The sequence below is a fragment of the Candidatus Margulisiibacteriota bacterium genome, assembly GCA_028706105.1.
Taxonomy (GTDB): domain Bacteria; phylum Margulisbacteria; class Riflemargulisbacteria; order GWF2-35-9; family DYQY01; genus DYQY01.
Map to the genome: position 1 here is coordinate 1 of JAQWCF010000061.1, position 11,555 is coordinate 11,555.

At 34.3% G+C, this 11,555-nt stretch carries 15 protein-coding genes and 1 tRNA gene; 13 read left to right on the top strand and 3 right to left on the bottom strand.

Going from position 1 to position 11,555, the window contains the following annotated elements; all coding sequences use genetic code 11:
- The coding region (locus tag PHF25_06850) for a 2-phospho-L-lactate transferase CofD family protein (GenBank protein MDD4527732.1) at positions 1–967 on the bottom strand (967 nt) is incomplete at its 3' end.
- A gap of 107 nt (positions 968–1,074) precedes the next feature.
- On the bottom strand, positions 1,075–1,689 hold the full coding sequence (trmB, locus tag PHF25_06855) for a tRNA (guanosine(46)-N7)-methyltransferase TrmB (protein MDD4527733.1): 615 nt from the start codon (positions 1,687–1,689) through the stop codon (positions 1,075–1,077).
- Between the two features lie 283 nt (positions 1,690–1,972).
- On the opposite strand from trmB, the gene map reads away from it, so the two are divergent.
- The 3 genes from map (at position 1,973) to PHF25_06870 (ending at position 4,339) form a co-directional block, all read left to right on the top strand.
- Complete coding sequence (gene map / locus PHF25_06860; protein ID MDD4527734.1) at positions 1,973–2,734, top strand: type I methionyl aminopeptidase; 762 nt, start codon at positions 1,973–1,975, stop codon at positions 2,732–2,734.
- Positions 2,735–2,840: 106 nt separating this feature from the next.
- Positions 2,841–3,260, top strand: a complete 420-nt coding sequence (locus PHF25_06865) for a hypothetical protein (protein MDD4527735.1) — start codon at positions 2,841–2,843, stop codon at positions 3,258–3,260.
- A gap of 233 nt (positions 3,261–3,493) precedes the next feature.
- Positions 3,494–4,339: a hypothetical protein gene (locus PHF25_06870; GenBank protein MDD4527736.1), complete on the top strand. Its 846-nt coding sequence runs from the start codon at positions 3,494–3,496 to the stop codon at positions 4,337–4,339.
- Between the two features lie 114 nt (positions 4,340–4,453).
- Here PHF25_06870 and PHF25_06875 read toward each other — a convergent pair whose 3' ends face one another.
- Positions 4,454–4,867, bottom strand: a complete 414-nt coding sequence (locus tag PHF25_06875; GenBank protein MDD4527737.1) for a DUF559 domain-containing protein — start codon at positions 4,865–4,867, stop codon at positions 4,454–4,456.
- Between the two features lie 134 nt (positions 4,868–5,001).
- On the opposite strand from PHF25_06875, the gene PHF25_06880 reads away from it, so the two are divergent.
- The 10 genes from PHF25_06880 to PHF25_06925 all read left to right on the top strand — a co-directional run bounded on the left by PHF25_06880 (position 5,002) and on the right by PHF25_06925 (position 11,480).
- Entirely contained in the window at positions 5,002–5,724 is a 723-nt protein-coding gene (locus PHF25_06880; GenBank protein ID MDD4527738.1) for a hypothetical protein, read from the top strand.
- Between the two features lie 218 nt (positions 5,725–5,942).
- Complete coding sequence (locus PHF25_06885; GenBank protein ID MDD4527739.1) at positions 5,943–6,407, top strand: hypothetical protein; 465 nt, start codon at positions 5,943–5,945, stop codon at positions 6,405–6,407.
- A gap of 133 nt (positions 6,408–6,540) precedes the next feature.
- Positions 6,541–6,933 (top strand): HEPN domain-containing protein, encoded by a 393-nt coding sequence (locus PHF25_06890; GenBank protein MDD4527740.1) that lies wholly within the window; start codon positions 6,541–6,543, stop codon positions 6,931–6,933.
- Positions 6,912–7,211, top strand: coding sequence for a nucleotidyltransferase domain-containing protein (locus tag PHF25_06895; protein ID MDD4527741.1), 300 nt, complete (start codon positions 6,912–6,914; stop codon positions 7,209–7,211). Before PHF25_06890 ends, PHF25_06895 begins: the two co-directional genes overlap by 22 nt.
- Before the next feature lie 111 nt (positions 7,212–7,322).
- Positions 7,323–7,399 (top strand) — tRNA-Ile (locus PHF25_06900).
- Positions 7,400–7,418: 19 nt separating this feature from the next.
- The gene (locus PHF25_06905) at positions 7,419–8,135 is read left to right on the top strand and encodes a glycosyltransferase family 2 protein (GenBank protein ID MDD4527742.1); all 717 of its coding nucleotides are present in this window, start codon (positions 7,419–7,421) and stop codon (positions 8,133–8,135) included.
- On the top strand, positions 8,132–9,391 hold the full coding sequence (hisS, locus tag PHF25_06910) for a histidine--tRNA ligase (GenBank protein ID MDD4527743.1): 1,260 nt from the start codon (positions 8,132–8,134) through the stop codon (positions 9,389–9,391). The genes PHF25_06905 and hisS overlap by 4 nt, the downstream gene beginning before the upstream one ends.
- 59 nt (positions 9,392–9,450) lie before the next feature.
- Positions 9,451–10,389: a hypothetical protein gene (locus PHF25_06915; GenBank protein MDD4527744.1), complete on the top strand. Its 939-nt coding sequence runs from the start codon at positions 9,451–9,453 to the stop codon at positions 10,387–10,389.
- Positions 10,390–10,506: 117 nt separating this feature from the next.
- Positions 10,507–10,836: a hypothetical protein gene (locus PHF25_06920; protein MDD4527745.1), complete on the top strand. Its 330-nt coding sequence runs from the start codon at positions 10,507–10,509 to the stop codon at positions 10,834–10,836.
- Positions 10,837–10,895: 59 nt separating this feature from the next.
- Positions 10,896–11,480 (top strand): D-sedoheptulose 7-phosphate isomerase, encoded by a 585-nt coding sequence (locus tag PHF25_06925; GenBank protein MDD4527746.1) that lies wholly within the window; start codon positions 10,896–10,898, stop codon positions 11,478–11,480.
- Positions 11,481–11,555: the final 75 nt, after the last annotated feature.

Sequence of the window (11,555 nt, forward strand, 5' to 3'; positions counted from 1 at the left end):
ACTCCTCAAAGGTTAACTCCTGCTTATTCCCTTCCTTATCTAGATAAGTGGTTTCTCTATCATAGGAACCGTTCATAATTAAAATCTTTTTACTGGAGCTTTGCTTGATTGCTTCACCTACGCCTGGGAGGATTAAGTTGGGGAGCAAGCTTGTATAAAAAGAGCCCATTGAATAAACAATAGTCCCTGCAGTTGTTAGTTCTAGAAGAACATCTTCACAAATCGTAGGAATATAATAATTAAAGTCTTTATTCAAATACTCTAACTTAACAACTTTTGAAGGCAAAGGAGTCGTCGTAGTTTTGTCTACATGCGTAGTATCAGACGGGTGAGATATTTGGCTTTGACCCTTCAGGTACTCTCCGTTTTCCATTTTAATTCCTAAGGTTAATCTTTTGTTAATATCTACAATAGGAATTACTTTTGTATTTTTTTCTATTCCCAACACGTGCTTAAACATTTCTATTGTTGCTGAAAGTGAACCAAAATGTAATCTTTCACCACTAAAAAAGAAATTCCCTATTGAGCCAGCGCTAAAATCAAACTGCCTAGTTGTGTCTATTTTAGTTTGAAGTGTTGCATTAAAAGTATTCAGTCCTGCTCGAATAATATATCTAAACTTTGTTGGGACTCCTTCCCAAAGAGGATGTTTCATATACAAAATATCATTCCAAACAGTAAAAGGGTCTTCTTTTTCTTGGTTGTCTATTGATGGTAGTCGAAATTGTAAGATTGTTTTAATCGGGCTATCTTCAGCTAATCTGACAAGCCTAGACCTTATATCGCCTATGGCAGGACCACCAATGAAACCTTGTATTTCACCTGTACTACCACCATTGTCAGAAATAGGAATAATATATATTAGTTCGTTTGTTTTTTCATGAAGAGCTTTGGTATAGGCATTAGCTGCTGTCCCACCCGTAAATAACACCATTGATTTTCTAACAGAGACTATTTTGTTAAACATGACAATATATCGGCGTTGTAGCTAGAAAATCCCTCTTAATTTCTAGTATTGGTGATTTATTCGGATTTAAGCATATCCATTTTAAACAAGTCACCCTTTAGGGGGATTTAGATGGCTAACTTAAACAAGATTCTATGTATAGGCCACTCTTTATCTAAACATCTTTGTTCGAAAAAAGACATCGACCCTGTTTTATTCGGCACCCCAGTGACGATTTCTTCTAGTAATAGAGCGTAATCCGGGTCTGACTTAACATATGCAAGCGTAGCCTTATATAGTGCTAAAACATCTGTTTGAAAGTATAAAGTGTTGTCTTTTTGTAGCTTTGGCTTTATTTCCTTTAAAAATTTGGGATTAATAATCCTACGTTTATGGTGTTTTGTTTTAAAGCAGGGGTCACAGAAGAAAGCTATTACTTCCTTGATTGAGTTATCAGGAAGAATATCAATATTTACTAAAGAGCTTGCATTTACAACATGCACATTAGTTAAAGCCTCTTTTTCGGCAAGTTTCTGTACCTTTTCCACCAGTTGCTCTCTTACTTCAAAGCCGATAAAGTTGTTATTGGGTTCTTCTTTTGCTCTAGCTAAAAGGTATTCTCCGTGGGCAAAGCCTATCTCAAAAGTAAGAGTATTCTTTGGATTGCTAAACACTTTTTCAATTTGTATTTTTTCTTTATCTTTGCTAAAGTTGAATGGATTTGCGTGCTTTCTAACTCTCATAGTTGGATAATTGTAATTGGTAAATTGTTAATGGTAAATGGTTAATAGTTAATCGTAAATGGTTAATAGTGAGTAGTTAATGGTGAAGCAGTGAATTGGAGAATGTCATTCCCGTGAAAACGGGAATCCAGAGTTAAAAGCTAATTGAATCAGTAAGTATTGAAGAAGTTGGTATTACTTATTAAATATATTAGATAAATAAACCTTCTCTGTCAGGAGAAGGTGCCGATACGAAAAAGAAATAATGAAAAATACAAGGTGTTCGGCGGATGAGGATGTACTGGTGAGAAACAACAAAATAATAATCAAAACAGCAGAACAAATAGCTGGCATCAGAATTGCCTCTCAGCTTGTAGCTGAGTTCTTAGACGTAAAGTTGCCTTCATTCATCAAAGCTGGAGTTAAAACTATAGATATAGACAATCTAGCAACAGAGTTTTGTGCAGCTAATGATTGCTTTCCTTCCTTTAAAGATGTTCCTGACTATTACAATAGCACCTGTACTGCAGTTAATAATGAAGTTGTTCATGCTATTCCCGGTCAAAGGGTCTTAATGGATGGCGACATTGTCAAAGTTGATTTCGGAGTGACGAAAAATCATTTCATAGGTGACGCAACCAGAACCTTTATGGTTGGTGACGTTAATCCCAAGGTTAGAAAACTAGTAGAAGTTACAAAAAAGTCCTTAGAACTTGCTTGTGCAGTGGCTAAACCGGGTAACAGAATAGGCGACATCGGTCACGCTATTCAAAGATATGTTGAAAAAAACGGTTTTAGTGTGGTCAGAGAATATGTTGGACACGGCGTGGGCCTTGAGCTTCATGAAGCGCCCTCTGTTCCTCATTATGGTAATAAACGTACTGGCATCGAATTGGTTGCTGGAATGGTTATTGCCATCGAGCCCATGATAAATATGGGAACATGGAGAACAAAAGTGTTGGAAGATGGCTGGACTGTTGTTACAATGGACGGGAAATGGTCTTGTCAGTTTGAGGATACGATTGCTATTACTGAAAACGGATCAGAAATTTTAACAAGAAGTTGAGACTATTAATAAATAGCTTCAAATAACCCTCTCATTAATTTAGGTGACGTATTGAGCCTGTCGAAATAAGAGGGTGGCGACAAAAAAAGAAGTTAAAGGAGTAATTATGGATTTAAAGAAGGTAACACAGCTTGTCGACGCATTTAAAGACTCTGAGCTAAGTGCAATAAACTTTGAGGATAAAACAACTAATATTCGCTTAAAGAAAACAAAAGCTATTAATACAGTTACCCCTCCAGCACAAGTTGAACCAATAGTAGAAACAAAGGAAATTGCCCCAGTAGAGACAAGGAATATCAAGAAAATAGTCTCCGAAGGCGTGGGCTTCTTTTTCCCTAGCATTGAACAAAGTGCCATCGACGCCAATGTGAAGATTGTTAAGGGTAGAGAGCTTTATTACATTAAAGCCATGAACTTAAAAAACCAGAAAAAGCTAGACTATGACTGTAAAGTTCTTAGGTTTCTAGTGGAAGCAGGCGCAGCAGTGGAATATGGTCAACCAATAGTGGAAGTTGAGGTATTGTAGGAAATAGAATTATTGACTTGATTTTATTAGCTGATTAACGATATACTTGTAGTTATGAAAGTGACGGTAATGTTAATGAACAATAAAGTTGTTACCGCAACAGCAAAAATCTCCAAAAAATTGTTGGGTACAGGTAATAGTCACTAAGTTTTGACTTTTTAAATAATAGGGGGTGATGTTCAGGAATAAAAAAGTTTTGGTAAAAGATTACAAAATTTCGAAAGGGGTAAAAAGTGAAAAAAATAGTATTATCAATTTTAATAGTTTTCTCTCTAGGCGTTTTCGCCGCATCAGTAGATTTAGGGGCAAAGGGATCAGTTCAATTTAACCCACAAGCAAACAAAGATAATAATTTCAAATCACCAGAAACAGATATTACTTTGGTTGCCACCAACAAGAACTTAGCATTTAACTATGTTATGAACAATGCTGGTACAACAAGGTATATTTGGGTAGAAAGTAAGATTCTAGGCGGAATGGGTCAAGCTGGTCGTATATCTCCTATTGTTTCTTCTAAGAAGAGTGGTGGATTCTATGGTGATTCAGCATTTTTTAAAGAAGCTGGAGTTGATATGGTAGGTTCCGGTGTTAGTTGGATGACTGGTCCATGGACAGTAGCATATACTGGTGCAGCTACATTATTTGATGATGGTGTGGCATTAGTACCACCAGCAACTGAAGCAGGTAAATTAGGTGTTGCATATAACGCAGACAAAATGGGTAAATATGCAATTATTATGAACCAAGACAAAAACGCAGGAACTATTGGCTATGACCTATTAGTAGAATATGGAATGATGTTAGCAGGAGTAGACCTATCTGCTCAAGTAATGTGGGGTCTACAAGGCGCTGTACAAAGACAGTTAATGGCTGTTTATGCTAAGTATGCATTAGATAAAACACAATCAGTATATGCAAATTATATTGATGACTTAAATAATGCTTCAAGCACAACTCAAGCATTATCATTAGGCTATGCATTAGCATTAAATGATAACTTAAAAGCTATTGTTGATTACACAAACAACATAGCAACAACAGCTGAAGATTTCACAGTTGGTTTAGACTTCGCTCTATAATCAATAACTACAATTTTGTTAGTTAAAAAAAGGGAGACAGTTTTGTCTCCCTTTTTTTATGTCTAATCCCCCGGTCGCTTTAATCCCCCTCTTCGCTTTCGCGAAGTATCCCCCTTATAAAGGGGGAAGTATAAGGTTGTTAATAGTTTTACATACGTTATTAAAGTCATTTAGGATTTCATTATTATTAAATCTAATGATTGAAAGGTTATAAATGTTTAATCTTTCAGTTCTAATTTGGTCATATTGAAATTGATCATTTTCATAATGATAACTCCCATCTATTTCAATAATCAATTTAGCTTTTGAACAGTAGAAATCAACAATATAATGGTCTATTACTTTTTGTCTTTGAAAACGAAAGGTATAATTTTTTAGGAACTGAAACCATAGCTTACATTCTGCTTTAGTCATTTTTTTTCTTAGTTGCTTAGCTCTATCAATAAGTTTAGGATTATATGGTGGAGTTTTACCATTAGAAACTAAACCATTACTAATTAACCAATCTTTATCTAGATAATATGTCATAAAATAAATTATACATTAAATAATTCCCCCTTCATAAGGGGGATACTCAATTTTGCTGAGGCAAAATTGAGAGGGGGATTAAGTAGGGGATTAACCCATTTACCCACTCACCAATTAAACGTTATAATAAACACATGAAACTAGTCACTCGTCACCTTTCACTATTCACTTTTTTTCTTTTCACCTTTCACCTTTTCACCTTCACTTTTTCTGCCACCTTCACAGACAAAATAGCAACCACTGAATATATTTTCTATACAACCTTTGATGGTAATAAAATACTCACAACTACCGAACAAATAACTACAATTATCGTAAACGATGAAAAGATTCATCAGATTAAGCTAGAAGGTTCAGATGGTGGTTGGGCAAGAATCTATTTGAAACATGACAATTTGCGTCCTGTAAGTGTTAATTATTACAACGCAGATGGTTCTGCAACTAAACAATTGGTTTATGCTGAGGAACAAATCTTAGTGAAGTTAAATAATGGTCAAGACCAATACTCTTTTCCCAGCAACAGAAAAGACTATTATGATATGAATTCTTTTTTTCATTTAATGCGTGGCTATCCCATAGAAGAAAAGGAAATTATTTTTTGGAGTTTTTTGCCAGAAATACACAGAGGGTTTTTGTTATATGCTAAAAAATTAGTCCAAGAGTCAATCTCTATCAAGGGAAAAGATTATTTATGTTACAAAATAGAGGTTGGAGCCGCTGGTCTTATCGAATCAACGCTTTTTCCCCAAAAGTTTTATTTTTGGATAACTGTAGCCGAACCACGACAATTCATCCAATATGAAGGGAAAGATTTCATGGGTAACTTGCAAAAGACAATCGTAACTAGCCAATATTGAATGGTAACTGTTTAATTGTTTATTTGTTTATTTGTTAGTCTGTTTTATATGGCTTTAGTCATTCCCGCGGTACCGAAGGTCTAGCTTAGCGTTAGGCGGGAATCCACTTTTTCAGTTGATTTCTTAATTAATTAAATTCTAAAAGAGATTAACCTTAGATTCCCGCCTGCGCGGGAAGGACAATGGAAGTCAGGGGAATGATATCATAATAAGAGGGAATGACAGCTGATGGAAATAAAGCAATAGTAGTTTGGGGATGGCAGGCTCCAGGCTCGACATCTGCTTATCTAATGGCTTGGACAAGCACACCTGGAAATGATCCTATTTCATCAACACTTCTTGATGCTAAATATATGGAGGCAGATATTTCAAAAGATGGAAACTATATATCTTTTGTTACTACCGCAAATCTTGTTGGATACAGAGATATTGGAGGAGAAACCGAGAATATTATCGGACAAGGTTCTAACATAAGCTGGACTGACGACAATAAAATAGGTTTTGTTGATTTTATTGGCGGATATAGTTTATATGATACAAATAACCAAACGTTAAAAAACTACAGCATAGAAGCAGGCTATTTCTTACAATGTGCTGTTATTAATGGTGCTGGAACCAAAATAGCTTTTCGTACTTTTGGTGGACCGAATACCGGAATAGCTGTTGGTATTTTAAATAACTAATAAATTAACCATTTACACCTCATCAGATTGTTTTCCTTCTCAAGTATCACGTTTCCATGTCTAATGTCTTTCTTTATTTTAATTAAAAGTAGTTTCAATTTTCTTTATAATAAATAAATGTTAATATTCCTATATGAGTAATGAACAAAAAATTAACTATTGGTTAGATTTATCAAATTACGATTTAGACACAGCAAAAGCTATGCTAGAAACAGGTAGATATTTATATGTAGGGTTTATGTGCCATCAATCTGTGGAAAAAATATTAAAAGCGTATTTTATAAAAAATAACAACGGAAATCCTCCCTACACACACAATTTATTAAAACTTGCTACAGAATCTGGATGCTACAATCTCTTTAATGAAAACCAGAAAGATTTAATCGATCAATTAGACCCACTAAACATAGAAGCAAGATATCCAAGCTATAAAGAACAATTATTAAAACAATTAAATAAAGAAATTTGTTCAAAAATGTTTATGGAAAGTAAGGAGTTCTTAAAGTGGATCAGCAACAAATTATAAAAAAATTAAAACAATATAAAAAACTAGTCAAAGGAATAGTGAATCCTAGTAGTTTATATTTATATGGTTCACAACTTAAGGGAACGGCTACCACTAATAGTGATATAGATGTAGCGGTGATTGTAGATAACTTTGAAGGGAATGTTTTAGAAACTCTTACTGCTCTTTATAAGTTGCGCAGAGAAATAGATGACAGAATTGAACCCATTTTACTTGATAGAAACAATGATCCTAGTGGATTTACAGCAGACATTCTTATTAATGGAAAAATTATATAATTTACAACACATTGAATCGACGCTTTTTCCCTTTTCCCTTTTCTCTTTTTACGGTTATAATATTACTCGCATCAAAAAATCCAAGAATTAACCAGACTTGGAGTTTCAATCGGGCCCATAGCTCAGCTGGTTAGAGCAACCGGCTCATAACCGGTGGGTCGTAGGTTCAAGTCCTACTGGGCCCACCATAATTTTTAGGAGGTAATTATGAAACTCTCAATAATCGTTCCGGCATATAACGAAGAAGCAACAATCGCAAAAACTTTGGAAGGACTAACCTCACAAACATATAAAGATTTAGAAATCATTGTTATTGACAATAACAGTAAAGATAAAACCTCTGAAATAGCCAAGAAATATCTTAAAACAGTTTTTCTAGAAACAAATCAGGGTTATATTCACGCAGTTTTAAGAGGCGCCAAAGAAGCAACAGGCGACATTATTACTTTCTGTGATGCTGACACCATCTATCCCAAGAATTGGGCAGAAAAAGCAATGAAAAATTTTACTGACGAAAAAGTCGTAGTTGTTTATGGCACTTGTGATACTTATGATGGTTCAAAAACTATTAATTTCTTAAATTTAATTGGATACACAAGCTTTATGTATGTTTCTATGTTGTTTGGATTACACAATACAAGCGGTTTTAATTTCCTGATGAGAAAGAAAGCCTATGAACAAGTTGGGGGATATGATCCTAAATTCAAAAAAATGTCCCCAGATATCGAGCTTGGTAAGAGATTAAGCAAATTAGGTAAAGTTAAATTTGTTCCATCCCTGAAGGTGTCTTCCTCAGTAAGAAGATTCAAAGAAGGCGGAAACATTAAAACAACATTAATGTTCGCAAAAGCATGGTGGTCCATGGTTAGAAACAAATTACCAGACGTGGACTATAACGAGTATAACCAAACAAAAAAGTCATGAAATACAATAGTCCTAGAGGAACTAGAGACCTTCTTCCAGTTGAAAGTGCTATCTTTCGGAAGACTATTGATAAAATATTAAGTATTTTTAATGTATTTAATTATCAGGAAATCACAACACCCATCTTTGAAGCCTCGGGTCTTTTTGAACGAGCTGTGGGTGAAACAACAGATATAGTTGAAAAAGAAATGTACACCTTTAAAGACAAGGGAGATAGGTCCATAACTTTAAGACCAGAAGGAACAGCTTCTGTTGTTAGAGCATATCTGGAACATTTATCAGATTTTCAAAAACAACAAGTTGCGAAACTTGTTTATGTTGGACCAATGTTCCGCTATGAAAGACCTCAAACTGGTAGATACCGGCAGTTTTATCAGTTGGGCGTGGAAGCAATTGGTTCAAGCTCACCTTTGCTTGACGTAGAAACGATGATAATGGGAATGCATGCCTTAGATATTCTTGGGATTAAAAACGCAGAAATAGCGATTAATTCAGTCGGATGTGACGTTTGTAGACCAGTGATCCGTGAGCAATTGAAGGAATTTGTCGGAAGTATCGTAAAAAACTTATGTACAGATTGCCAAACTAGATATGAAAACAACCCTTTAAGAATCTTGGATTGTAAAAATCCAAAATGTCAGACTTATTTCATGGGAATGCCTTCTATGTCGCAAGCCTTATGCAAGGATTGTAATGATCATTTTATTTGTGTGTTAGACCAGCTTGATGAAAACAATATCCCTTATGTTGTTGATCCTAATCTAGTAAGAGGGTTGGATTATTATACTAAAACAGTTTTTGAAATAAGATCATCATTGCTTGGCGCACAAAACGCCATTTGTGGTGGTGGAAGATATGACAACTTAATTGGAGAGCTTGGAGGAAGGAAAACCCCAGCCTTTGGCTTTGCCATCGGGCTAGATAGGCTAATTATGGTTTTAGAACAATTAAAACTTTTACCAGAAACAGATTTAGATATAGATGTTTTTTGTATTGGATTAGAGACTGAGGCAGAGAACAAAGTTTTTCAAATCATGAATGTTTTAAGAAAAAATGGGCTTAAATGTGAATACTACTTTAAACGAAATTCTATAGGGGATGGGATTAAACAAGGCTTACTTTTCAAAGCAAAGTTCGCTATTATTTTAGGTGAGGAAGAACTTGAAAATAAAATAATTACGCTCAAGGACCTTACAAACAAGAGGCAAAGTAGTTATGATGACATTGAAGAGGTTATTAAAGCTATTAAGTCTTAAAAGAAATGCATTTAATTTGGTGAGTTGTTGAGTCGATGAGTTTATGGGGTAGGGTACAAATGAAAAAATTATTATTATTCTGTATATTGCTATCAATTTCAGTGGGGTTTAGCGTCACTCTAGGCAGGGGAGAACTAGAAGGTTTTTTTGACTATAGATACATTTGGTCAGAAAAAGTATCTGCGGGAACAGGAACATTTCAGGTTAGTAATTTAAATTTAATTTATAATTTTCCTTTAAATAAACAATACAAAGTATTTTTACAAACCAACATTTCCTCAGGAGGTAATTCTGAAATAACAAATCTATATTTAGATACGGAAACTTCTCTTCCGCTTCAAATGAGGCTTGGCAGATTTTCTGTGGAAACAATGGAACGAGACAAAGACCAAGATGAAAGTAACTTTATTTCTAATCCTATCTTCTGGAATCTTGATTGGAAAGTAGCAAATAATCCTCTTTTGCCAGACAATGAAACAGGAATAATGGTCTATAACACTGGAAGAAACCATGATTTAAACTTTTACCTACTAAATGGAGCCAATGAATGGGAAGAAACAGTCACTGAATCCAAAAAAGCTGTTGGAATGTATTTTAGAACATTAGTTAAAAACACGATTGAAATAAGAGGAAGTATTTATAGTAATATGTTTGATTATGGTAAATATAATCACACAGTTTTAACAGGCGAGGCAATTATAGAGATGGCGGATATTAAGCTTAAAGGTGGCGCCTTGGTGCTTGTTGGGGAAAATAATGGAGTAAAGGATAACGGTGCAGGAGTATTGTTTTCGGCTATTCTGCCCTTAGCACACGGAAGTGATCTTGCAGCTTTTGTTTCTATCTTTAAGAATGGACAATATTATTACAGAGGAGCTATTGCGCTTAAAACGACACTTAATCAAGACATGATTTGGAAAAATGAATTTTGTATGGAAAAAGATGGCACTCAAGTGAAAGATACTAAGATTCAAAGCCAAATAGTAGTTTTGTTATAGTTGTTCTACAACAAACTAACTCTTTAAAAACACAAAATTCAAAACTTGAACAAACTTGAATGATATAATTGAACAAAATCGGGAAGAATCATATATAATAGAATAAAAGGATATCTTATGGAAAATTTACTAATAAACAAAATAGATCAACAAATAAGTTTATATCCGTATAACTACACGCAAATCATTTCTCCATTAAAGCAATTTTTCTTTCTTGATGAACAGTTACAAAAAATACTTGAAAAAGCAATGATGATTGAAAATCGAAAAGATAGAATTAACTTATCTTTAAATATGTCTCCCAAAAAAATAATAACTGACCACACAATAAGTGTCAAAATACAAGAAACAGCGGATATAAGCAATAACTCAGCTCTCAATGTCAATATCTCGTTAAATGACGACAGCTCATTAAAGTTCTTCATTGAAGAAGGCGTCAGCATATAATAAAGCCTTCCAACATCAATAAACCCGTTATATGATATTAATATACTATCAAGGAAGGGATAATCATCATGAATAAAATTATTCTCGAGTCATTTCAAGACTCTATCGCACTCAAAGAAAAAGTACTGAAAAATAACTTATTACTTGAACAAATAGAAACTGTTGCAAACCTTTGCGTGAAAACACTTAAAAATGGAAACAAAATACTTATTGCCGGAAATGGTGGAAGTGCTGCTGATTCCCAACACTTTGCAGCAGAACTAATTGGCAGGTTTTATCTTGATAGACCTGGGCTTGCAGCAATAGCATTAACAACTGATACATCAATCATCACCTCAATAGGTAATGATTTTGGTTACGATCAAATATTCAAGAAGCAAATAGAAGGACTGGGTAAAGCTGGGGATATCTTTTTTGCTATCTCCACAAGCGGTAATTCTTCTAATATTTTAGAAGCAATTCCTGTATGTACAGAGAAAGGCATCAGCATTATTGGCTTAACTGGGAAAGACGGAGGAAAAATGAATAAATCATGTGACATTAATCTTTGTATACCAGGAAACATAACCCCAAGAATACAGGAATGCCATAGTTTAATTATTCATATCCTTTGTGAAATTATAGAAAAAGAAATTTTCGGATAAAGGTTAAGCTTTCTTTCTTTTCTTTTCAAAAAAATCAGTTAAAATTTTAGAGCATCTTTCGTCTTCATTATAATC